Origin of the sequence: Idiomarina seosinensis (assembly GCF_003987275.1) — a bacterium.
Classification (GTDB): Bacteria; Pseudomonadota; Gammaproteobacteria; order Enterobacterales; family Alteromonadaceae; genus Idiomarina; species Idiomarina seosinensis.
The window spans coordinates 974,130-996,814 of record NZ_PIQF01000001.1; the positions used below are offsets into that span (position 1 = coordinate 974,130).

Sequence of the window (22,685 nt, forward strand, 5' to 3'; positions counted from 1 at the left end):
CGAATACCGCGCCGAATTTTAACGTGATCGGCGCAAAAATAACAGCCGCAAGGCTAAATTAGCAATGCGGCTGGTTCTCAGCGTCCCTTAGATATCCAGGATAAGACGTTGAGGATCTTCTAATAACTCTTTAACGGTGACCAGGAAGCCGACCGATTGCTTACCATCAATAATACGATGGTCATAAGACAGAGCTAAGTACATCATTGGCAAAACTTCAATCTTGCCATCAACAACCATCGCCCGCTCCTGGATTTTGTGCATTCCCAAGATCGCACTTTGCGGCGGGTTAAGAATTGGCGTCGACAACAGCGAACCAAACACACCACCGTTAGTGATGGTGAAATTACCACCCTGCATTTCATCCAGGGTCAGTTTGCCGTCACGACCTTTAATCGCTAAATCACGGATACCGTTTTCCATATCTGCAATCGACAGCTTATCTGTGTCACGTAAAACAGGCGTTACCAAGCCGCGCGGCGTGGAAACAGCAATACTGACATCAAAATAGTTGTGATAAACAATATCATCGCCATCAATTGAAGCATTAACGTCAGGGAAACGTTTTAAAGCTTCAGTAACTGCTTTTACATAGAAGCCCATAAAGCCAAGACGAGTGCCATGTGTTTCTTCAAACACATCTTTGTATTTTTTACGTAAGTCCATGATTGGCTTCATGTTGATCTCGTTAAACGTAGTCAACATCGCCGTGTCATTTTTAGCCTGCAGCAAACGTTCCGCGATACGTTTCCGCAAACGAGTCATTGGCACCCGCTTCTGATCGCGGTCGCCCGATGTTTCAGGTTGCTTAGACTGTTGCTTACTAGTGTCTGAGGACTTAGATGACTCTGCTTTCGACGAACCACCTTTAACGTGTTTTTCAACGTCTTCTTTGGTTACCCGACCACCTTTACCAGTGCCTTTTACATCACTTGGTTTCAGGCCATGCTCTCCTAATAAGCGACGTACTGCCGGGCCAGCAACTTCTCCGTCACTGCCTTCGCCGCTGTCGTCTTTACTGTCTGACTTGCTGTCTGCTTTAGACTCATCAGAGCTTGACGAGCTGCTACCAGAGCCAGCACCAGATTCAACCACGCCGATAACATCATCAGCGCCGACTGTTGCACCTTCGTCGTGCTTAATTTTCACTAGCACGCCGTCAGCCGGAGCCACGACTTCCAGAACTACTTTATCGGTTTCTATATCAACCAAGTTCTGATCGCGTTTTACTTCGTCACCTTCTTTAAAGTGCCAGGCAGAAATCGTCGCATCAGAAACTGATTCTGGCAGCTGCGGGACCTTAACATCGATCTTTTCACCAGCGTCGCTGTTGTCTGATTTCGATTCCTTTTTATCATCCGACTTCTCTTTCGACTCAGACTCTTTTTTGTCGTCCGATTTGTCGTCAGATTTGTCTTCAGAATCGTCAGCGCCGTTACCGTCGCCTTCTTCAATTTTACCGATAACTTCTTCTGCAGTTACCGTAGTGCCCTCTTCTGCTGTTATTTCGCCCAGCACACCATCAGCCTCTGCAGACACTTCAAGCACTACCTTATCGGTTTCGATATCAACCAGATTCTGGTCACGCGACACTTTATCGCCTGGTTTTACGTGCCATGTTGCGATGGTAGCATCGGCAACAGATTCGGGTAATTGAGGAACTTTAATATCAATCGCCATGGTTAATCTTCACCTATTTAATGGTTAGCGCTTCGTCAACGAGTTTTTGTTGCTGTTTATTGTGCTCAGTTAAATAGCCTACCGCCGGTGCCGCTGACGCGTCACGACCACGGTAAGTTAGTTGAGCTCCAGCTGGAATCGCAGCCCAGAAGTTATGCTGGCTATTATACCAGGCCCCCTGGTTTTGCGGCTCTTCCTGACACCAGACAAACTCTTTAACGTGCTGATAATCTTTCATTATCTCGGCTACTTCTTCAGCCGGGAACGGATACAACTGTTCAATCCGAATAATCGCAACATCTTCTTGCTCACGCTTGCGGCGCTCTTGCAGTAAGTCGTAATAGACCTTACCGGCACACATAACTACGCGTTTTACTTTCTTCGGATTCAGGTCATCTATTTCGCCAATCGCATTCTGGAAACCTGAGTTCGCCAGGTCATCCATCTCAGAAATTGCCAAAGGATGACGCAGCAGCGATTTCGGCGTCATTACCACTAGCGGACGACGCACCGGTCGCAACTGTTGACGACGAATCATGTGAAATACTTGGGCCGGCGTTGTTGGCACACAAACCGACCAGTTATGGTCAGCCGATAGCTGCAGAAAACGCTCTAGCCGAGCGGATGAGTGTTCAGGCCCCTGTCCCTCGTACCCATGAGGTAATAACAGAGTAAGACCACAGAAACGGCCCCACTTTTGCTCACCGGAACTTAAGAACTGATCAATGACGACTTGAGCGCCATTGGCAAAGTCACCAAATTGTGCTTCCCACATAATCAGCGACTTGGGCTCTGCCGTCGCGTAACCATATTCAAACGCAACAACCGCTGCCTCTGATAAAACAGAGTCATAAATTTCAATCTGACCCTGCTCATCTCTTATGTTGTTCAATGGCATATAGGTGCTTGCATCATCTTGATTATGCAACACAGCATGGCGGTGGAAGAACGTACCACGACCTGAATCCTGACCCGTTAAACGAATATGGATTCCTTCATCTACCAAGGTTGCATAGGCAAGGGTCTCTGCGAACCCCCAATCCATTGACTTATCACCTTTTGCCATTTTTCGGCGTTCCTGATAAACCTTTGCCACTCGTGAATTGAGTTTATGGTCCTCAGGGAAGGCAGTAATCTTTTTGCCTAACTCTTGCAGTTTATCGGCACTAATTTTGAAATTATATTCAACGTCCCAGTCATTACCAATATAGGGAGACCAGTCTACTGAATGCTGACGCATTGGACGGTGCTCATCGACGACGACTTCGCCTTTGTCGAGAGCATCCCGGTAGTCCTGAGTCCATTGTTTAGCATCGTCTTCTTTTACCACGCCTTTATCGGCTAACCGCTTGGTATATAGCTCGCGCGCGACCGGCTGCTTTTTAATCTTACTGTACATCACCGGCTGAGTTGCACTAGGCTCGTCAGCTTCGTTATGTCCGTGCCGACGGTAACAGACAAGGTCGATAACAACGTCACGCTTAAACGCATTGCGATAGTCCAGTGCCAGTTGTGTAACAAACACGACAGCTTCAGGATCATCTGCATTTACATGGAAAATAGGCGCCTGCACCATTTTTGCAATATCAGTACAGTATTGCGTGGAACGAGCATCTTCGCGCTTGGATGTGGTAAAACCAACCTGATTATTAATAACAATACGTACCGACCCACCTACTTGGTAAGCGCGGGTTTTGGACATGTTAAAGGTTTCCTGAACCACACCCTGGCCGGCAACGGCTGCATCGCCATGAATGGTAATTGGCAATACTTTTTTGCCTTGCGGGTCGTCAAGACGGTCCATCCGAGCTCTGACTGAGCCCATAACTACCGGATTAACGATTTCCAAATGCGAAGGGTTAAATGCCAACGCTAAGTGAACGTCACCACCTGGTGTTTCAAAGTCCGACGAGAAGCCCATGTGATATTTAACATCACCCGACCCTTTATTATTAGCATGCTTACCGGCGAATTCGTCAAACAAGTCTTGTGGTTTTTTCCCCAAGACGTTAACTAACACATTTAAACGACCTCGGTGGGCCATACCGATAACCACTTCTTTAGCGCCCTGCTCACCTGAACGAGTGATTAACTCTTTTAATAGCGGCACTAAACTATCGCCGCCTTCTAGTGAGAAACGCTTAGCACCCGGGAATTTTGAGCCCAAATACTTTTCTAAACCATCAGCAGAAATAAGCTCCCTCAGGATCTTAATTTGCTGCTCTTTTTCAAATTTGGGTTGTCCCTTGACACCCTCTAAACGCTGTTGGATCCAACGTTTCTCTTCGGTCGAAACAATGTGCATGTACTCTGCACCGATAGAACCACAATAAATTGACTCAAGAACATTGTGGATGTCCTTAAGCTTCATTGTTTCGGTGCCTACCGCTAACGACCCAACATTAAACTCACGTTCTAAGTCATCTTTACTTAGGTCATGAAAGTCTAATGATAAATCGGGAGTTTGTTCTTGCTTCCACAATCCAAGCGGGTCTAAGTTTGCGTGTTGATGACCGCGGAATCGGTATGCGTTAATCAGCTGCAGTACTTTGACTTGCTTTTGATCGGCGGGGGCACTAGTGCCTGACTGCTTAAGCTTGTTCTTGGCTAACGTTCGGAATTCATCGCGAACATCGCTAAGTTTTACATCTACTGCATGGTCACCTTTTGGCAGTGAGTCAAATATCTCACGCCACTCGTCACTGACAGCAGTAGGATCATCCAGGTACGCCTCGAACAATTGTTCGATGTAGGCGACGTTTCCTCCGGCTAGATGCGATGATTCCAGCCATTCACGCATTACACCCTCTTGCATTGCGTTTCCTTTACACTAAATTCTGCTCAAACTATGAATGAGTAGCTACTCAATAAGAACAGCTACTCACAACATCACTTGTTTGTACTTGCTGAACCTGTCAACTGTATTAAACAGCACGGCTCAATAGCATTGACTTAATATGGCCAATGGCCTTTGTTGGGTTTAGACCTTTCGGGCACACATTGACACAGTTCATGATACCGTGGCAACGGAATACACTAAAGGCATCGTCCAACTCGTCAAGTCGTTCTTCGGTTGCCGTATCACGGCTATCGATTAAGAAACGATAGGCGTGTAGCAACCCAGCCGGCCCGACAAATTTATCTGGATTCCACCAGAAAGATGGGCAAGACGTTGAACAACAAGCACACAAGATACACTCGTATAAACCATCAAGCTTAGCACGCTCTTCTGGTGATTGCAGACGCTCTCTCGCCGGTGGCGTTTTATCGTCGTTAATCAGATATGGTTTAATTTTTTCATACTGCTGGTAGAACTGACTCATATCCACAATTAAATCACGGATAACAGGCAGCCCGGGCAATGGACGGATCACAATTTTGTCAGACTTTAACGAAGACAAGTGCGTGATACAGGCTAAGCCATTTTTACCATTGATACTCATGCCATCCGAGCCACAAACACCTTCCCGGCATGAGCGACGGAAAGACAGCGTTGGATCTTTCTCTTTCAGTTTTATTAAAGCTTCCAGAACCATAAGGTCCTGATTATCTTCGACTTCTAACGTGTACTCTTTCATGTGAGGCGCGTTGTCGACATCAGGGTTATAGCGATAAACTGAAAATGTATATTTTTTCATATCACCCTCCAACTTAGTAGGTACGAGCTTTCGGAGGGAAAGCTTCACGCAGTTTAGGTGCCATATTCACTTCTCGTGTCACCATATCTTCCTTCTCAGGGCGATATACTGTGTGCACTAACCACTTCTCATCATCACGATCGGGATAATCAGCACGACTGTGAGCACCGCGGCTTTCGGTACGGAAGCTAGCAGCAACTGCTGTTGAGTATGCAGTTTCCATCAAGTTATCCAACTCAAGGCATTCGACACGTTGAGTATTAAACTCTTTGGACGTGTCATCAAGACGTGCATTTTTCAGACGTTCGCGAATTTCCTGAAGCTCTTTCAAGCCTTCTTTCATTGAATCGCCTTCACGGAAAACCGAGAAGTTAAGCTGCATGCACTGTTGTAAATCTTTCTTGATTTGCGCCGGGTCTTCACCTTTCTGTGTGTTTTCCCAACGATTATAGCGTGTCAATGCTGCATCCACATCATCGCTGGTTGCTTCACGAGCTTCAACGTTGGCAGCAAGGTTTTCACCTAAGTGCATACCGGTTGAACGCCCAAATACAACCAAATCAAGTAATGAGTTACCGCCGAGTCGGTTCGCACCGTGTACAGATACACAAGCGATTTCACCACAAGCAAACAAGCCTTGTACGTGAGAGGTCTGACCGTTGTCATCAACAGACAACACCTGACCATTAACGTCGGTGGGAATACCACCCATCATATAATGGCAGGTTGGAATAACCGGGATAGGTTCTTTTACTGGATCAACATGGGCGAACGTCCGTGATAAATCACACACACCCGGCAAACGGCTTTCCAACGTTTCTTTGCCTAAATGGTCAAGCTTAAGTTTGATGTGAGTCCCCCAAGGACCTTCACAGCCACGGCCTTCGCGGATTTCAGTCATCATGGCGCGCGAAACAACATCACGTGACGCTAAGTCTTTAGCGTTTGGCGCGTAACGTTCCATAAAGCGCTCACCGTCTTTATTCAGCAAGTAACCGCCCTCACCACGACAACCCTCTGTTACCAGCGAGCCGGCACCGGCGATACCGGTTGGGTGGAACTGCCACATTTCCATGTCTTGTACTGGAACGCCAGCACGCAACGCCATACCAACGCCGTCACCGGTGTTGATGTGAGCATTAGTAGTCGATGAATAGATACGACCTGCTCCGCCGGTTGCTAAAACAACCGCTTTGGCTTTTACAAAGTAAACTTCACCGGTTTCGATATCCATTGTGGTAACACCACACACAGCACCGTCTTGGTTCTTGACGATATCCAGTGCATACCATTCGGAAAACACAGTTGTTTTATTTTTTACGTTTTGCTGATAAAGCAAGTGCAGTAATGCATGACCGGTACGGTCGGCTGCTGCCGCTGTACGAGCTGCCTGCTCACCGCCAAAGTTTTTCGACTGACCACCAAATGGACGTTGATACACTTTACCGTTTTCAAAGCGAGAGAATGGTAAACCTAAGTTTTCCATTTCAAGAATCGCTTCAGGGCCAGCTTTACACATGTATTCGATAGCATCCTGGTCACCGATATAGTCTGACCCTTTAACGGTATCAAACATGTGCCATTGCCAATCATCTTCGTGCGCATTGCCTAGCGCAACCGTAATACCGCCCTGCGCTGAAACTGTGTGTGAGCGCGTTGGAAACACTTTGGACATCAACGCACAACTTAATCCCTCTTGGGAAATTTGCAGCGCTGCTCGCATGCCGGCCCCGCCAGCACCAATCACCACTGCATCATATTCTAGAGTTTTAACGTTCACTTAAACACCCCACAGTACAAACAAGCCAGCGAGCCAAACGACGATTAATCCGACGCTGAACAGGAATTGAATGAAAGCTCGTACACCTGTTGCTTTAACGTAATCCGTCAGCACCTGCCAAATACCGATCCAGCCATGGATAAGCACTGCAGTCAGGGTTAATAACGTGAACACTTTCATCCATAAGTTCGAAAACAATCCACTCCAGATTTCATAGGTAACATTCGCTGTAGAAGCAAAAAACCCAATCATAAAAAGAGTGAATAAAAAGATAACGACTGATGAAGCACGCAACAAAATGTAATCGTGCGAGCCACTACGTCCGAAGGTTCCAGCTGCTTTTACCATAACCAAACTCCTACCAGTACAGCCCAGATAATTGACAGGACAAAGGAGACATTTGCACTCATGCGTCCTGAATCAAGCTCTTCCCAATGTCCTAAATCCATCATCCAATGGCGAACACCGATAATTAAATGGAATCCTAACGCTGTCAAAATACCCCAGCCAATGAACTTAGCAATAAAGCCAGTCATCAAGCTTTCAACTTGGGCAAATCCTTCAGCACCACTTAAAGATGTGGCGAAAGCCCAAATCAGGAAGGCCAGTGCAATCAACATAACCACACCGGATACGCGATGTATAATGGATGCTTTGGCAGCGGCAGGAAGTTTTATGGTTGATAAGTCTAAGTTTACAGGTCTTTCTTTTTTCACGATAGATTGCCTTTCACTAAAGCACTAAAGAAATGTAAAGTATGCCCGGTGCATCTTTAAAAGAGTCAAATGCCACCTTGACGGCAGTGAGTATATCTAGCCTGACAGTCAATTACAATGACAAAACTAGTAACGGTGAAGCACAATATTTGGATCTGCCAGCTGATTAAGACTAAAGTCTAATTTTACCATTTTGTGGTAATCTTCTTTGCCCCATTTACTCGTATTACTAATGTGACAGAACGCCAAACGTTCTTTACATAAATTGACATTTGGCACCAATTTAGAGTTAAATTAGCGCACTTTTCAAAAGTTGAAGCAAGGAGAATTCCTTATGGCTGATCGTAAAGCCACATTACAGATTGATGGACAGTCAATCGAACTGCCTGTGTTATCACCTACTGCAGGTAAAGATGTAGTCGATGTCCGCACTCTTGGAAAACATGGTTATTTCACCTTTGATCCAGGCTTTCTGGCAACGGGTTCTTGCGAGTCGGCTATCACCTACATCGACGGCGAACAGGGCATGTTGTTGCACCGCGGCTACCCCATTGGTGAGCTGGCAACTCAGGCAGATTATTTAGAAGTTTGTTATATGCTGTTGCACGGTGAAGCACCCAGTGAGCAAGAGTATCAAGACTTTAAGAGCACCATTACTAAGCACACAATGGTTCATCAAGGTCTGCATAACTTCTTTAATGGGTTCCGCCGTGACGCCCACCCAATGGCGATGTTATGCGCGGTAACCGGTGCGTTATCATCGTTTTATCACGATGATTTAGACATTCATGATGCAGATCAACGTTTACGCAGTGCATACCGCTTAATCGCTAAAATTCCGACAATCGCGGCGATGGCTTACAAATTTAGCATTGGCCAACCGTTCGTATACCCTCGCAACGATTTAGGCTACGCAGAGAACTTCCTGAATATGATGTTCTCAGTACCGGCAGAAGATTATGAAATCAGTCCGGCGGTTGCAAAAGCTATGGACCGTATCTTTATCCTGCATGCGGACCATGAGCAAAATGCATCAACCTCTACCGTCCGTCTGGCTGGTTCATCTGGTGCAAACCCATATGCATGTGTTGCCGCGGGTGTGGCTTCGTTATGGGGCCCTGCACACGGCGGCGCAAACGAAGCATGTCTGCGTATGTTGGCGGAAATTGGTTCGGTTGAAAATATTCCTAAGTACATTGAGAAAGCCAAAGACAAAAATGACCCGTTCCGCTTGATGGGCTTTGGTCACCGTGTATACAAAAACATGGACCCTCGAGCTACTGTCATGCGCGAATCATGTCATGAAGTATTGAAAGAGCTTAACCGTGACGATCCATTATTAGATGTAGCAATGGAGCTAGAGCGTATCGCGCTGTCAGACGACTACTTTGTTGAGAAGAAACTATTCCCGAATGTGGATTTCTACTCAGGTATCGTATTGAAAGCGATTGGCATTCCAACCAATATGTTCACCGTCATTTTTGCCTTGTCGCGGACGGTCGGTTGGGTATCGCACTGGCACGAAATGATGAGCGAGCAAAGTCAAAAAATTGGTCGTCCTCGTCAGCTTTATACCGGCCATACTGAGCGTGAGTTTAAGCCGATTAAGAAGTAACAAGTGCCTGGCACTTAATGCAAAAAGCGCCCCATTTTTTTGGAGGCGCTTTTTTTATGCCGTTTTACCAGCGACTAACGAAGCGATTAGTAATAATTGATATCAATATGCCAAGCATAAAGTAACCTAGAACATTGAGCACGGTCTGCGCGACACCATCAGTCGCCGGGGTAAAACTCCCCTGGTTAATAAAGTGCAGCAAAGCATGGTGCCAGGCGCTGCTAAAGTCGCCAAATGCAGCTTTTTTAGCGATCGCAAAGTAGCCACCAAAAAGGCTAACAATAAGCAGCGATGATAATAGCCAACGGGATAGTGAATGGCCAAAGTCTGAGACCAGACCGATTACCGCAGCAAACAACACCCTCGGCAACTTCTTGTAGAAGGGTAACTGCTCAATTTCTAACAGCAATAACGACAACCGATATTCACGTGAGCAATACTCAATAAATGGTGAAAGCTCGGTTCCTGACGTAAAAATAGTATGTTTGGCAGTGCGCTTTTGTTTCAATAACCGCAAAAAATGACGTGTGCCAGTAACCAACGCGGGTCGAAACTTTACTCGTATCACTTTAACGTCTCGAAAGCTGGCTAAGTCAAAGTCAACGCTGGAAAAGTCAACGTCGTCCAGGCGTGAATCATCCCACTGCGAATTGCGGGCCGTAGCGCCTTTTATGCTGGTATTACGTAGCTTAGCTCCAGTAAGGTTGGCATCGTCAAAGTCGGCATTTTCTAACTGACAGCCATGCCAGCGTGTATTGGTTAAATTAGCCATCGAAAACTTGCTATAACTATCACTGTCGCTGCTACACCGATTAAAAGTCGCTCCCTCTAAATTTGTCTCTGTAAACGCGGTGTTGGTGAAATCACATTCATCAAAAACACAGCCACTGAGATCTTGCCGACTTAAGTTCTTACCTTTTAGCTCATCACCATGGAATGTCTGCCGAGTCATTGTTTAATGAACTCCGATAACGTGTTATCAAGCTCAACAGCAACTCGCCGTTGAGTATTGCCTTCGAGGATATTTTGAAACACCTCTTGTTGCAGGCCGTATGGATCCCACACGGGTAATCTGGCCTGCTGGTTAACCACCAGGCCAGCATCACGATTAAGCTCAACAAAGGTTTGATAGGCATCTGAGTCAGCCCGCAAACCATCAGCGCTTAGCAAACGTCCCTGGTGTTTTAACCAATGTGCATAGTTTGCACGGATTGGTTGTATAACGTCGAAATTTTTATAGAGCAATGACGTCATAAAATGTTCAGTGATTAAATCGAACTGCTCACCAGCAAATAGCATGGGATCGCTTAAGTCACCTAACCGGTAGTCAACGGAAATTCGTGCAAGCGCTTGTCGTTTGTCACGGATGGCTTTATCAAGTCCTTTTGCACAAGCGTACTTATCTTCGCCAATCTGAAACTTGTAGCGAAAAAACGACTTACTTTTTATAGCCTCTAAAAAGCCTGCAATCTGTTTTAATGGAAAATCGCAGCGATCAACAAAGGTAATAGCAATATTAATCTCAGCCTGGGACTGCTCCAATGCTTCAAGATAAATTAATAGTTGCCCCAGCGCGTGCACATAACCGGCAACGCCAGCAATCATTACTTGTAAAGGTTGAGCGGATTGGTGAGCTCTAAATTGTTCGATCAGACGTTGCTTTAACCACAATCGTTGTTCCTTCACCAAATACCAGCTGCCAGCCGGTAAATAAGTAGCGGAAAACCACTTTGCCAATTCAGTGGTTGCTGCGCCCTGCTTCAAGAAACCGTGAAAACTGTCCTGTGAAGTTTCTAACAGATCCTCTGTAATGCCTGCGAACTGACAGTGAACTCTGCTGTGATGATACCCACAGGGGCTAATTTTATCTCCCTGTTGGCGACAGATATGGGCACTGTCATTTAACTTAGTTTGAATTTTTTGGCTCATTTTGCCTGACTGCTGTTAGTGGTTCAGATATTGTTATGATAATACGGAATAACACATTAAGCTCAAGCAATTCACAACGAATCAGTTAGTTAGACTACAGTCTATTATAAATGGTCAGTTGCATGGCAATGACACCTCTTTTTATTTATACTAGCGCGCAATTTAGCTCAGTAGAAAACAGAGAGGCTTATGCAGCAAGTAGTTAACGTACAAGAACCCGTCATTACTCCGCGTCGCTTCAAAGTTTATCAGCATAGACAGCTCGATAAGATCGAAGCCTTAAACAAAGTTCCGGCGGACATGCGCTTTGAAATGAAAGTGGTAGCCAACGTACTGCCTTTTCGTGTCAATGAATATGTTTTTAATGAATTAATCGACTGGGAAAATGTACCCAACGACCCACTGTTTCAGCTGACATTCCCACAAAAAGACATGCTTGAGCCGAGCGCTTTCCAGCGCATGGCTGACTTAATGTCAGGTAAACACACGACCAACGAAGTATTCGATTTAGCGACCCAGTTACGCGACGAAATGAATCCACACCCTGCGGGACAAATGCAAATGAACGTGCCGCACGTTGACGGCGAACCGTTACCTGGGATGCAACATAAGTACCGGGAAACGGTACTGTTTTTCCCGGCGCAGGGTCAGTACTGTCATTCGTATTGCACGTTCTGTTTCCGCTGGGCGCAGTTTGTCGGTAAAGCAACTCGTTTCAATTCTAACGATGCCGACCAGTTACACCGATATCTGGCGCAGCATAAAGAAGTAACCGATTTGCTGGTGACCGGTGGCGATCCTATGGTGATGCGTACCCGGAAACTTCAACACTATTTGGAAAACCTGCTTAAGCCCGAATTTGAACACCTGAAGACCATTCGTATTGGCACCAAGTCGCTGACCTTCTGGCCGTATCGTTTTATCACTGACCCCGATGCTGATGATTTACTGCGCTTGCTGGAGAAACTGGTTAGTGCAGGTAAACATGTGTCGATTATGGCACATCTAAATCACCCTAATGAATTGCGTACCGAAGTCTGCCAAGAGGCCGTTCGCCGGTTACGCAACACTGGTGTCCAAATTCGCTGTCAGGCCCCGCTATTGCGCCATATTAATGACGACCCTGATGATTGGGCGACAATGTGGCAGAAACAAGTCAGTCTGGGCATGATTCCGTATTACATGTTTGTTGAGCGGGACACTGGCGCCAAGCGATATTTCGAAGTACCGTTAGAGCAGACTTGGGAGATTTTCCGTAAGGCCTATCAGCAAGTCTCCGGAATTGCTCGTACCGTTCGCGGCCCGTCAATGAGCGCCGGACCCGGTAAAGTAGAAGTTCAGGGCGTTACCGAAATTGCTGGTGAAAAAGTCTTCGCGCTGAGATTCATTCAAGGCCGCAACCCGGATTGGGTGCAACGCCCATTCTTTGCGAAATATGATCCCAATGCGACCTGGTTAAACGATCTGAAGCCTGCATTTGGCGAACAGAAGTTCTTCTTTGAAGATGAGTATGCGCAAATGTCAGCGATGGACTAAGTCGTCCATCGCTTGAGCGCTCAATTAACCGATCAAACGCCGGGCTTTTTCCAAATCGTCCGGCGTATCAATACCAGCCGCTGGTGGTTTAATCGCCTCTGCAACATGAATTCGCTCGCCATGCCACAGTACTCGCAACTGTTCCAGCGATTCCAGTTTCTCCAGTGGCGACTCTGGCCATTCAATATAACGTCGCACAAAGCCTGCCCGATAAGCATATAGACCAATGTGACGATGGTAAAAATCGTGGTTTAATGAAGCAGTCGTTCGCTCAGCATTAAAGCGATCCCTATCCCAGGGGATCGCTGCGCGACTAAAGTACAATGCATAGCCCGCCGAATCGCGTACCACTTTAACCACATTAGGGTTAAACACATCTTCGGCATCGTCTATCGGCACTGACAACGTTGCCATCGGCGCTTGTCGCTGATTCGCTAAATTATCCGCGACCTGTCGAATTATCTCTGGCGGAATAAATGGCTCGTCGCCCTGCACATTAACTACAATCTCGTTTTCCGCCAGTGCCAGCTGCTCGGTGATCTCAGCCAATCGCTCGGTACCCGATTGATGCTCGCTTCCGGTCATCATCGCCCGACCACCAAAGCGAGTCACTTCGCGTTCAATCCGTTCATCGTCGGTAGCTACTATTACTTCTGCAGCACCACTTAGCTCTGCTCGCTCTACCACATGTTGAATCATTGGTTTACCACCAATATCAACCAAGGGCTTGCCGGGCAACCGAGAAGATTGGTAGCGAGCCGGAATGATCACAGTAAAACTCATGACGGTAGCTGCTCCAACTCTTTCGCATCCAGCGTGCGTGCGCTATCAGTGATAAGCACTGGAATTCCCTCTTCGATGAGATAAGCTAAGCGCTCGCCGCGGCATACAAGCTCTTCCTTTTGTTCCGCATACACCAGCTTGCCTTTACAACTCGGGCAGGCAATTATTTGCAAGGTACTGGGATCTAGACTCATGGTTTATTCCTTAATCTTTGAATTTACGCAAGCGTTTAGCCAGGCTCGCCGTAAAGTCGTCCGGTAATCGTGTTTCTATAGGCTGATAGTACCAATTTGATGCGGCAAAATCTCGACACTTTGCGGCGTCCTTTTCAGTCATCAATACCGGTTTATCACCTAACTTAGCAAAGTCATCAGCACTAAACTCATGATGGTCAGCAAACTCGATACAGTCGGCCAAATCTAATTGTTGTTGTCGTAGGCTATGAAAAAACCGGTGCGGATTTCCAATACCTGCAACGGCATAACACTGTTGCGTGGGCTTCTCGACCTGCTTGTCATCCTTTACCCGATACCAATCTTTCGACTCGACTTTGCAAACATAACGGGCAAACGGATGTTGAGCATAGAGTGACACTACCCACTCTGCACCTTTTAGTCGCCAAGGGCCCTCTCTTAAAGGCCCGCAAGGCAGTAACCAACCATTGCCGACACCGCGCTCTGCATCAATTAGAATAAGCTCTATATCGCGTTTCATGGCGTAATGTTGAAGACCGTCATCGCTGACTATAATATCAACCTTGGAATGCAGCCGTCGCAGCTCTTTAATCGCGGCTCCGCGTTTCGGAGAGATAACTACCGGGCAGTCACTTTTTTTACGAAGCATTAACGGTTCGTCACCAACAACTTTGGCTGACTCGTTAGGCTGCACATCGTGTGGATATTTCGTGTTTGCTCCATAACCACGGCTAACTATGCCAGGATTAAAACCTTCCTCTCGCAAAAATTTAACCAAAGCCAACGTCATTGGCGTTTTACCGGTTCCACCAACACTGATGTTACCGACAACAATCACCGGTATACCTGCGCGGTAGCTAGGTAACACCCGTAACCAATAGAGCGACCGTCTTACGTTGGTCAGCAACCAGAACAACAGCGATAGCGGCGTTAACAAATACAGTAATGGGTGCAGCCGTTTATCGTACCAGCGGTGTTGTAACCACATTCTCAGCCACCACTAAATTGTAAGTTATAAAGCTGGTAGTAAGCGCCCTCTTGTTCCAATAAGTCGCTGTGACTGCCTCGTTCAATAATACGACCGTCGTCCATCACCAAAATCTCGTCGGCATTCTCGATAGTCGATAAACGATGTGCAATAACTAACGAGGTTCGATCTTTACGCAATGCACCCAGGGCCTGTTGAATATGCCGTTCCGATTCAGTATCCAGTGCTGAAGTTGCCTCATCCAGAATCAAAATAGGTGCGTCCTGCAGTAGCGCGCGGGCAATGGCGATACGCTGGCGTTGTCCGCCTGACAACATCACCCCATTTTCGCCGACCATCGTCTCTAAACCATTCGGCATACTGTCAGTAAACTCAGTCACATAAGCTTGTTCCGCAGCCTGAATAATGTCATCACGAGATACTGAACGCCCAGCGCCGTAAGCAATGTTATTAGCAATAGTATCGTTAAACAACGTGACATGTTGCGATACTAAAGCGAATTGTCGCCGTAAGCATTTGAGTTTATAGTCTTTGATGTTATGACCATCAAGTAGAATTTGTCCGTCATTTACATCATAAAAGCGCGTTAATAAACTCGAGATAGTTGACTTGCCGCTGCCGGATCGACCCACCAAAGCGATCGTTTTGCCCTCGCTCAAATTAAAGCTAATTTCTTGCAGTGCAGGTTCATCACCTTCGTTATAGGCAAAGGTGACATTCTCCAATTTAATGTCGCCTTTTACCCGATCCACTACCTTAGTGCCGTTATCCACCTCAACGGGCTCATCCAAGATGGTAAAGACACTGGTTGCAGCCGCAATACCGCGCTGGAAGTCACTGTTTACGTTGGTAAGCTGCTTTAATGGACGCAACAGCATGATCATTGCCGTTAATAAGGTAGTAAATGCTCCTGCTGACAAACTTTCGAGCATCTGCGGGTAGCTCGCAATAACCAAAACCATGGCAAGGCTCAGCGAAGCAATAAACTGGATTACCGACGTGCTAATAGCTCGAGTGTTGACCAGTTTCATGTTTTGATTACGGGTTATGTTATTAATTTCACTAAAGCGCTTTGATTCGGCATTTTGGCCTTCGTGCATGACAACCACTTTATGACCATTAATCATTTGCTCAGCGGTTGTAGTGACATTACCCATCGCCGTCTGAATACGGCTACTAACCGTGCGGAACCGTTTAGAAACGACCGCTACAACTTTGGCAATCAATGGACCTACCACCAAAAATACCAACGACAGTTGCCAGCTTTGGTAAAACATTAAACCCAGCAACCCTATTACAAAAGCACCTTCTCGAATTAATACTAATAACGCCCGACTGCTGGCTTCAGCAACTTGTTGCGTGTCATAGGTTATTTTCGAGATTAAATCGCCGGTTGAGTGTTGGTCGTGGAAAGCGACAGGAAGCTTCATTAAATGGTCGAAAAGCTGCTGTCGCATGCGGGTTACTACTTTGAACCCAACCCAGTTCAAAAAATAAGTGCTGGCAAAATTAAAAAGTCCCCGGATAATAAAAAAGACCGGGACGAAAATGCCGCCATAAAGCAGTATTGTCGGGTCTTGTTTGGTTAGCCCTTCGTCAATAAGGGTTTCGATCTGAGAAAAGAATAAGGTATCGACACCGGCATAACCGATCATGCCAATAACCGCTACTGCAAACGCTAGTTTATAAGGTTTTATATAACCGAGCAGACGTTTAAAGGTACTTTTCTTTAGGCTCTGAGAATCCATGAAGTCTCATTAAGTTGCTAAATATTCTGTTATTCTACCTGCATTATACCGTCGGTGGCTAGTCATCCTCAGTATAGATTAGCCTTTCCCGCTTTGCTGCAAAGGGTAACTCTAAGTGCCAACGGTGCCCATCGGATACGACAGTTAACTGCCCAACATCTTTTGTGTTAAACCAAGGGCGTACCATTGTTCGAAAACGTTCGGTGGTATAACGGTGGGGAAAGTTAAACCCCTTATGTTCGCCATTACTGATTAAGATAATTGACGGTTGTGTCTGTTTTAGCTTTAGCCAGCCACTGGATGTTTTGCTGCCATGATGTGCCGCTACCAACACATCGACTGACGGAAAACCATGCTTCTCGGCGATTTGACGTTCAGCAGGAAACTCAATATCGCCAGGTAATAATAGCGAAAAATCTTTATAACGAAACAACAGCACACAGGATTGATTATTGGAACCCATCGCCACCTCGTCAATTGGCTCTGCTGACGGCCATACCACGGACCAATTAATATTGTTCCAGTTGCCCTGCATCCCCCGCTGACATGGCCGATTAGTCAGAGCTCCAAACCAGGCAATATCGCTATAATGCTGTTTTAAATAAGCAACACCGCCGCTATGATCGCGATCTTTATGGCTAACCCAAACCCCTTCTAACTGTAAGTTTCGAGCTTGCAAAAAAGGTTCAATGACCGTTGCCGCTAAAGTATAACCACTGCTATACCCCATGCCGGTATCAACTAACCAGGCTCGCCCGGCTCTTTCAATAACCACGGCCTGTGACTGCCCAACGTCCAGCACGTGCAGCTTGATGTTGCTATCCCGCTCTCGACTATCCGCCAGCGCCGTAATAGTCAATGGAACACTAACAGCCAACAGCCATTTAACCAGGCGCTTCGATATCGGTGTCATAACAATTAGGAGTAACGATAATAAAGCAGGCAAAGGAACGGGTTGTTTAGGTTGCCACCAGGTAAACGACCAACTGGCAGTCTCCTGTAACACAGGTGTAACCGCCATTAATGGTAATGTCGCCATATACCAGAGGTTATCAGCAAATGTGTGGGCGTAAACAAGCTCGGATAAAGAGCCCAACAAGGTAAACGGTAAAATCCAACAACTAATAACCGGTAAAAACAACAAATTGACCAGCGGCGCAAGTAAGGAGACTCCTCCAAACCAGTATAACGATAAAGGCGCCATAACCAGTAAAAACATTAACTGTAGCCTAAACAACTGGTAAGTAGGGTTAACCTCAGGCCCTTGCTGCCAGCGCCAAAGCGTCGAAAAAATAGTGCCAAGTGCAGTTACCGACAGCCAAAACCCGGCGTCAAGCCAAGCGAGAGGATCGATGACGAACAGCAGCGCGGCTGTTCGCAACAACAACTGCCAGCTGCTAACACGCAGCGCCAACACCTGATGCAACACAATCACCGAAAACATAATTAACGCTCTAACAGTAGCGATAGCAAAGTCGGCCAACCAGGCATAACCAGTTGCTATGAGTAATGCCAGTAACAGGCTAAGCCATTTGATGTTGATTTTTTCTAGTCTTTCCATCGACAGCGTTAAGCAAAAGATACGACTGAGTAAAACTCGACCTAGCATAAGGCCCGCCCAACCCACTAAACTTAAGTGAAGTCCTGAAATAGCCAGCGCATGAGTCAATCCATTGTGTTGCCACTGCCGTTTATCCTCAGCCGTTAAAAAACTTCTGACCCCAATGCTTAATGCAGCCAACACGCCATTGTAACGGTTAGCGTCATCGGCGAACCTTTGTGCCAACCGCGCTCGAATGTTATTGGACTGTTCGATTAGGTGCCCCTCGGTTACAGAGGCCAGAGCAATAATTCCCTGCCGACTCAAGCGCAGGCGGTAATCCCTGCTGCCCTCATTCCAGTAGTTTTGCGCCTGCTTAAACTTTACCTTTAACAGCCAAAGCTGACCCAGCTTCAATTGCCGAGGAAAGTTTCCATACCATGAAGCTTGTATTTTGGGCGGATTCAAAAATGTTTGCTGCTTACCAGTTATCGATAAAACCGTTCCAACAAAGCGGCTATGAGTCGCGTATTGCTCTGGAATACTGCTGATCAACAACTTAACTTGGGTTGTTTCAGTCAACTCATCAACTTGCTTTCTCTGATAGTGCTGCCAATTTAGATTTGCAGTCGTTAACGCAATACCGCAAAATACGCTTAAAACTAACATTGCCAGTAGTCGCGCTCGCGGCAGCGCTTGCGATGAGACCAGGATAACCGCAAGAGCAAGGCTTACGGCAGCGCAGCTCCACCAAAAGGTACCGGCGCTTGAAATGTTTAAACTCAGCCCAACACCTATAATAAACATGAGTAAACAACGGTCCATCGTTGCTCCCGGTCAGCGGTTAATTAAATTTAGCAGGTAGTTCCATGGCTCGACGGGTAATCAAAAAACTAGTACCTAATCATGAAACGATTAGGCAAACTAAGGTTATGCGCCTGTTTGGCAGTCTGTTACATGACGCCAACCTCTGGCACCTAAACCGGCGTTCTGCCTCGGGCGCGTTTGCGGTTGGCTTATTCACCGCATTTATCCCTGTGCCCTTTCAAATGGTTTTAGCGGCAGCTGTCGCGATTCCTTTTAGAGTCAACTTGCCGCTGTCGGTAGGGTTAGTCTGGATATCTAATCCTATTACCATGCCCCCGATGTTTTACTTAGCTTATCGGTTAGGTAATTGGTTACTGGCTGCGCCGCCTCAACCGTTTTCATTTGAACTCAGCTGGACTTGGTTAATTGCCAGCATTTCAACTATCGGCCCATCATTACTGCTTGGTTGCCTGGTGCTAGGTACGCTCGCCAGTCTGACCGGATATTTAGGCATCCGACTGCTTTGGCGGCAGTCGGTTGTTAGAGCATGGCGCAGACGTCCGGGCTCACGCCACTCAGGCTAATCACACAAACTAGTGGGAGCCGTGTAACGCTTTAGCCGGAGCTACCTGAGTCGCTCGCCAGGCGGGATAAATTGTCGCTAACAAGCTCATTACTATGGCCACTCCAGCAACAAGGGCAAGGTCCTGCCAACGAAGTTCCGAAGGAATTTGGCTGACAAAGTAAACGTCATCATTGAGCATTTGTAGTGACAGTAATTGTTCTAGCCAAAGCATTAACTGGGGTAAACTTAAAGCCAGAACAGCACCGACTATGGTTCCCAGAAAAGCTCCCCACAAGCCATTTTGAAGGCCCTGCCAGATAAATATCATCACAATTTTCCGGTCCTCAAGACCCATCGTCTTCAGCATCGCAATTTGCGCCCGTTTTTTAGTGACAGTTAACACCAACGTCGACACAATATTAAAGCAAGCGACTGCCATAACGAGCACTAGCACCAAATAAATGACAGTCCGTACCAGTTCTATATCCCTATACAAATGCCCATGTGTACGCATCCAGTGATTAACATAAACTAATTCCGGCAGTCGATTACCAACGCGCTTTGCCACTGCATCGGCATTAAACACATCACGCACCGATAGCTGTATCCCCGTGACTCCTCTTTCTATACCTGCTAACCGACGAGCCGTAGGTAACGATACATAAGCATTTTTGTGATCGACTTCCCCTCCAAAATTAAACAAACCAACAATTCTTAGTTGATGCCGTTTGGGTGCCTGAAAAGCTCGATTCCCCTGCTCTGCAATCAGCAATGTTAAGCGGTCACCGAAAGACAGTCCTAGCTCTCTGGCGAGGCCTGCACCTAACACCATAGTCGGCTCCGCCTGCTGCAGTGCCTGCAGTGCATCGTTTTTAATAAAGTCGCTAATACCATTACCAGAGGTTTCCGGATCAATGCCTTGCAGCATTATTCCTTTAAATTCTTGCCCCGACTGCACCATTGCTGTTTGTTGGATGACTGGACTTACACCAGTCACAGCATTGTCTTGCATAGCTAATTCCGCGATCGCAGACCAATCTTCAAATGGACCATCTACGCGTTGGTACTCGACGTGTGGAACCACCTTCAGCAGTTTATTTTGCAGCGCCAGTTGAAAACCATTCATCATCGACAGTGCTGTGATCAAAACCGCACACCCGAGCACAATACCAATGGTCGACGAAGCCGATATAAACGATAAAAAGCCGTTATGTGCTGTATTTTTCCTAAAACGATAGGCAATATCCCAGCTCAGCACAATTTACCTCGCTGTAATCGTTCAACCCGTTGTAGCTGATCAGCCATGCGCTCATCGTGAGTGACCACAACAAAAGCAGTCCCTTGCTCCTGGTTTAACTGCAACATTAGCTGATACACCGCCTCCGCAGCCTCACCGTCAAGGTTCCCGGTCGGTTCATCAGCAATAATTAGCTGAGGCTGATTAGCAAACGCTCGTGCCACCGCAACTCGTTGTCTCTCTCCACCTGAAAGCTGGGCTGGACGATGGTTGACACGGTCCGCCAAACCAACCCGTTGCAGTAGTGACTGAGCGCGTTGCAGAGCTTGTTCTTTGCTTGCGCCCGCAATTAATAATGGCATAGCGACATTTTCCAGCGCATCAAATTCGGGCAACAGGTGATGAAACTGGTACACGAACCCTAAATGCTGATTACGCCAACGCGCCAACTGGCTAGCTGACCAGTGGGTTATTTCATCGCCGCTAAAAAGCACTTTGCCCGAAGTCGGCTTATCCAGCCCTGCGAGGATGTGCATCAGCGTGCTTTTACCTGAGCCTGACGCTCCCACAATCGCTACCATTTCACCCTTATTAACGGTAAAGTCAACGTCATCTAGCACGGTCACCTGGCCACTTCCATCATTAAATATCTTACTCAGCTGCGAGCCCTGCAGCAACGCATTAGTCATAGCGTAACGCCTCCGATGGTTGAGTTTTAGCGGCCATCAACGCCGGATAGACGGTAGCACCTAAACATAAGGTAAGTGATGCCAACGCCACCATAGTAATTTGTAAAGGGTCAATCATAACCGGTAATCCGGCAGGACTTATGCTCATTAAGTTAACACCGAAAAACAACAATATAGGGTTTAGGTAATAGCTTAATAACAATCCCATTAATAGACCTAACAATGTTCCTATGACACCGTTATAAGCCCCCTGCAATAAAAACACACGACGTATTTGTACTTGTGTTAACCCCAAAGTTTGTAATATCGCAATGTCGTGTCGCTTTTCGTTGATTACCATAACCAGTGCCGACAAGGTGTTAAATGCAGCCACCGCAATAATCAGTGCTAACATTAGCCACATCATCCGCTTTTCCATGGCCACAGCATCGAATAACTGACCAAACTGCTGACGCCAGTCACTAACCTGATAAGAGGTTTGTTCTCGGTAACTGGCGGCGACTTCCGGTGCCATAAAAGCATCCTCCAGTTGCAGCTGAAAGCCCATTACCGAATTTTCTGGTTGGCGGGTCAAACGGTTTAAATCCGCGGCATCAGCAACAACTAGCCCATTATCAACTTCGGATTGCAACGCAAAAACACCAGTAACCGTAAACTGTCGTTGAGCCGGAACCATACCAAATGGCGTGTACACGCCACCTCTAGAGGCTATAAGCCGAACTCTGTCGCCAACAGTAAGCCCCAACCGATGCGCAATACCCTGACCAATAATCAACTGGTAGTCGCCAGCTTTTAAGTCCGTCCAGCGTCCCACTTGTAATGACTTCTGCAGCATTTGCGGGAGCCCTTGCGAGTCAGCCGCCGCGGTCGAATTCATCCGCCCCCTTGCTATCGCCACCATCATGTCGCCGCCAGATTGCAGCAACGCCTGAGTCTGAACGAACGGAAACACTGACTCAACAGCTGCGTGTTTAGGCAGCTGTTGACGTTGCTGCTGCCAGTTATCAATGGGATCGGAATGGGTTAACGTGACCTGTGGCACAGCCCCTAAAATGCGTTGTTTAAGCTCACCTTCAAAGCCATTCATTACCGACATCACCACAATTAGCGCCATTAACCCCAGGGCAATGCCGCCAAGCGCGAAACGGTTGATAAACCGGGTGAAAGCTGAGCTTTTTTGCGCTCGTCCATAGCGAAGCGCGATAAACAGCGTAACGGGTTGGAACATTACCCTCTCAAA

General features: G+C 46.9%; 19 protein-coding genes. 3 read left to right on the forward strand and 16 right to left on the reverse strand.

Translation table 11 applies throughout. From position 1 onward, the window contains the following. Positions 1-87: 87 nt before the first annotated feature. The 6 genes from odhB to sdhC form a co-directional block, all read right to left on the reverse strand. Entirely contained in the window at positions 88-1,680 is a 1,593-nt protein-coding gene (gene odhB, locus CWI81_RS04695) for a 2-oxoglutarate dehydrogenase complex dihydrolipoyllysine-residue succinyltransferase (RefSeq protein ID WP_126784082.1), read from the reverse strand. A gap of 13 nt (positions 1,681-1,693) precedes the next feature. Next, positions 1,694-4,495 (reverse strand): 2-oxoglutarate dehydrogenase E1 component, encoded by a 2,802-nt coding sequence (locus CWI81_RS04700; protein ID WP_126784084.1) that lies wholly within the window; start codon positions 4,493-4,495, stop codon positions 1,694-1,696. 109 nt (positions 4,496-4,604) lie between these two features. Then, the gene (locus CWI81_RS04705; protein WP_126784085.1) at positions 4,605-5,318 is read right to left on the reverse strand and encodes a succinate dehydrogenase iron-sulfur subunit; all 714 of its coding nucleotides are present in this window, start codon (positions 5,316-5,318) and stop codon (positions 4,605-4,607) included. Positions 5,319-5,331: 13 nt separating this feature from the next. After that, entirely contained in the window at positions 5,332-7,098 is a 1,767-nt protein-coding gene (gene sdhA / locus CWI81_RS04710) for a succinate dehydrogenase flavoprotein subunit (RefSeq protein WP_126784087.1), read from the reverse strand. Beyond that, entirely contained in the window at positions 7,099-7,446 is a 348-nt protein-coding gene (gene sdhD / locus CWI81_RS04715; protein ID WP_126784088.1) for a succinate dehydrogenase, hydrophobic membrane anchor protein, read from the reverse strand. After that, positions 7,440-7,814, reverse strand: coding sequence for a succinate dehydrogenase, cytochrome b556 subunit (sdhC, locus tag CWI81_RS04720; RefSeq protein WP_126784090.1), 375 nt, complete (start codon positions 7,812-7,814; stop codon positions 7,440-7,442). The genes sdhD and sdhC overlap by 7 nt, the downstream gene beginning before the upstream one ends. A gap of 334 nt (positions 7,815-8,148) precedes the next feature. On the opposite strand from sdhC, the gene CWI81_RS04725 reads away from it, so the two are divergent. Beyond that, positions 8,149-9,429, forward strand: coding sequence for a citrate synthase (locus tag CWI81_RS04725; protein WP_126784091.1), 1,281 nt, complete (start codon positions 8,149-8,151; stop codon positions 9,427-9,429). 64 nt (positions 9,430-9,493) lie between these two features. On the opposite strand, the gene CWI81_RS04730 is transcribed toward CWI81_RS04725, so the two are convergent. Both CWI81_RS04730 and CWI81_RS04735 read right to left on the reverse strand, forming a co-directional pair. Then, positions 9,494-10,381: a pentapeptide repeat-containing protein gene (locus CWI81_RS04730; protein ID WP_126784093.1), complete on the reverse strand. Its 888-nt coding sequence runs from the start codon at positions 10,379-10,381 to the stop codon at positions 9,494-9,496. Next, positions 10,378-11,358, reverse strand: a complete 981-nt coding sequence (locus CWI81_RS04735) for a class I SAM-dependent methyltransferase (RefSeq protein ID WP_126784095.1) — start codon at positions 11,356-11,358, stop codon at positions 10,378-10,380. The genes CWI81_RS04730 and CWI81_RS04735 overlap by 4 nt, the downstream gene beginning before the upstream one ends. 189 nt (positions 11,359-11,547) lie before the next feature. Between CWI81_RS04735 and CWI81_RS04740 the strand changes: the two genes are divergently transcribed. Continuing rightward, entirely contained in the window at positions 11,548-12,894 is a 1,347-nt protein-coding gene (locus CWI81_RS04740; RefSeq protein WP_126784096.1) for a KamA family radical SAM protein, read from the forward strand. Between the two features lie 24 nt (positions 12,895-12,918). On the opposite strand, the gene kdsB is transcribed toward CWI81_RS04740, so the two are convergent. Genes kdsB through CWI81_RS04765 form a run of 5 tightly spaced genes read right to left on the reverse strand, consistent with a single transcriptional unit; the run spans position 12,919 to position 18,972 of the window. Then, complete coding sequence (gene kdsB, locus CWI81_RS04745; protein ID WP_126784098.1) at positions 12,919-13,677, reverse strand: 3-deoxy-manno-octulosonate cytidylyltransferase; 759 nt, start codon at positions 13,675-13,677, stop codon at positions 12,919-12,921. Next, the gene (locus CWI81_RS04750; protein WP_126784099.1) at positions 13,674-13,871 is read right to left on the reverse strand and encodes a Trm112 family protein; all 198 of its coding nucleotides are present in this window, start codon (positions 13,869-13,871) and stop codon (positions 13,674-13,676) included. The genes kdsB and CWI81_RS04750 overlap by 4 nt, the downstream gene beginning before the upstream one ends. 10 nt (positions 13,872-13,881) lie before the next feature. Next, positions 13,882-14,859: a tetraacyldisaccharide 4'-kinase gene (lpxK, locus tag CWI81_RS04755; protein ID WP_126784101.1), complete on the reverse strand. Its 978-nt coding sequence runs from the start codon at positions 14,857-14,859 to the stop codon at positions 13,882-13,884. Between the two features lie 2 nt (positions 14,860-14,861). Continuing rightward, a complete protein-coding gene (msbA, locus tag CWI81_RS04760; protein WP_126784103.1) occupies positions 14,862-16,607 on the reverse strand; it encodes a lipid A export permease/ATP-binding protein MsbA in 1,746 nt (581 codons plus the stop codon). Positions 16,608-16,665: 58 nt separating this feature from the next. Further along, complete coding sequence (locus tag CWI81_RS04765; protein WP_126784104.1) at positions 16,666-18,972, reverse strand: DNA internalization-related competence protein ComEC/Rec2; 2,307 nt, start codon at positions 18,970-18,972, stop codon at positions 16,666-16,668. Between the two features lie 44 nt (positions 18,973-19,016). Here CWI81_RS04765 and CWI81_RS04770 point away from each other — a divergent pair, with 44 nt between their 5' ends. Next, positions 19,017-19,538: a DUF2062 domain-containing protein gene (locus CWI81_RS04770; RefSeq protein WP_126784106.1), complete on the forward strand. Its 522-nt coding sequence runs from the start codon at positions 19,017-19,019 to the stop codon at positions 19,536-19,538. A 9-nt stretch (positions 19,539-19,547) separates the two neighbouring features. Here CWI81_RS04770 and CWI81_RS04775 read toward each other — a convergent pair whose 3' ends face one another. From CWI81_RS04775 to CWI81_RS04785, 3 genes are read right to left on the reverse strand one after another with little or no spacing between them, the layout of a single operon-like run. Further along, the gene (locus tag CWI81_RS04775) at positions 19,548-20,777 is read right to left on the reverse strand and encodes a lipoprotein-releasing ABC transporter permease subunit (protein WP_241970343.1); all 1,230 of its coding nucleotides are present in this window, start codon (positions 20,775-20,777) and stop codon (positions 19,548-19,550) included. After that, positions 20,771-21,445, reverse strand: coding sequence for a lipoprotein-releasing ABC transporter ATP-binding protein LolD (gene lolD / locus CWI81_RS04780; protein ID WP_126784110.1), 675 nt, complete (start codon positions 21,443-21,445; stop codon positions 20,771-20,773). Before lolD ends, CWI81_RS04775 begins: the two co-directional genes overlap by 7 nt. Further along, complete coding sequence (locus tag CWI81_RS04785) at positions 21,438-22,673, reverse strand: lipoprotein-releasing ABC transporter permease subunit (RefSeq protein WP_126784112.1); 1,236 nt, start codon at positions 22,671-22,673, stop codon at positions 21,438-21,440. The genes lolD and CWI81_RS04785 overlap by 8 nt, the downstream gene beginning before the upstream one ends. Positions 22,674-22,685 lie beyond the last annotated feature (12 nt).

What these genes read in the sequence shown, in the direction of transcription:
- CWI81_RS04730 (WP_126784093.1), bottom strand. Translation starts at nt 10,381, where the DNA reads ATGACTCGGCAGACATTCCATGGTGATGAGCTAAAAGGTAAGAACTTA.
- CWI81_RS04765 (WP_126784104.1), bottom strand. Translation starts at nt 18,972, where the DNA reads ATGGACCGTTGTTTACTCATGTTTATTATAGGTGTTGGGCTGAGTTTA.
- CWI81_RS04750 (WP_126784099.1), bottom strand. Translation starts at nt 13,871, where the DNA reads ATGAGTCTAGATCCCAGTACCTTGCAAATAATTGCCTGCCCGAGTTGT.
- sdhD (WP_126784088.1), bottom strand. Translation starts at nt 7,446, where the DNA reads ATGGTAAAAGCAGCTGGAACCTTCGGACGTAGTGGCTCGCACGATTAC.
- CWI81_RS04725 (WP_126784091.1), top strand. Translation starts at nt 8,149, where the DNA reads ATGGCTGATCGTAAAGCCACATTACAGATTGATGGACAGTCAATCGAA.
- CWI81_RS04700 (WP_126784084.1), bottom strand. Translation starts at nt 4,495, where the DNA reads ATGCAAGAGGGTGTAATGCGTGAATGGCTGGAATCATCGCATCTAGCC.
- CWI81_RS04705 (WP_126784085.1), bottom strand. Translation starts at nt 5,318, where the DNA reads ATGAAAAAATATACATTTTCAGTTTATCGCTATAACCCTGATGTCGAC.
- CWI81_RS04740 (WP_126784096.1), top strand. Translation starts at nt 11,548, where the DNA reads ATGCAGCAAGTAGTTAACGTACAAGAACCCGTCATTACTCCGCGTCGC.
- kdsB (WP_126784098.1), bottom strand. Translation starts at nt 13,677, where the DNA reads ATGAGTTTTACTGTGATCATTCCGGCTCGCTACCAATCTTCTCGGTTG.
- lolD (WP_126784110.1), bottom strand. Translation starts at nt 21,445, where the DNA reads ATGACTAATGCGTTGCTGCAGGGCTCGCAGCTGAGTAAGATATTTAAT.
- odhB (WP_126784082.1), bottom strand. Translation starts at nt 1,680, where the DNA reads ATGGCGATTGATATTAAAGTTCCTCAATTACCCGAATCTGTTGCCGAT.
- lpxK (WP_126784101.1), bottom strand. Translation starts at nt 14,859, where the DNA reads ATGTGGTTACAACACCGCTGGTACGATAAACGGCTGCACCCATTACTG.
- CWI81_RS04735 (WP_126784095.1), bottom strand. Translation starts at nt 11,358, where the DNA reads ATGAGCCAAAAAATTCAAACTAAGTTAAATGACAGTGCCCATATCTGT.
- CWI81_RS04785 (WP_126784112.1), bottom strand. Translation starts at nt 22,673, where the DNA reads ATGTTCCAACCCGTTACGCTGTTTATCGCGCTTCGCTATGGACGAGCG.
- msbA (WP_126784103.1), bottom strand. Translation starts at nt 16,607, where the DNA reads ATGGATTCTCAGAGCCTAAAGAAAAGTACCTTTAAACGTCTGCTCGGT.
- CWI81_RS04770 (WP_126784106.1), top strand. Translation starts at nt 19,017, where the DNA reads ATGGCTCGACGGGTAATCAAAAAACTAGTACCTAATCATGAAACGATT.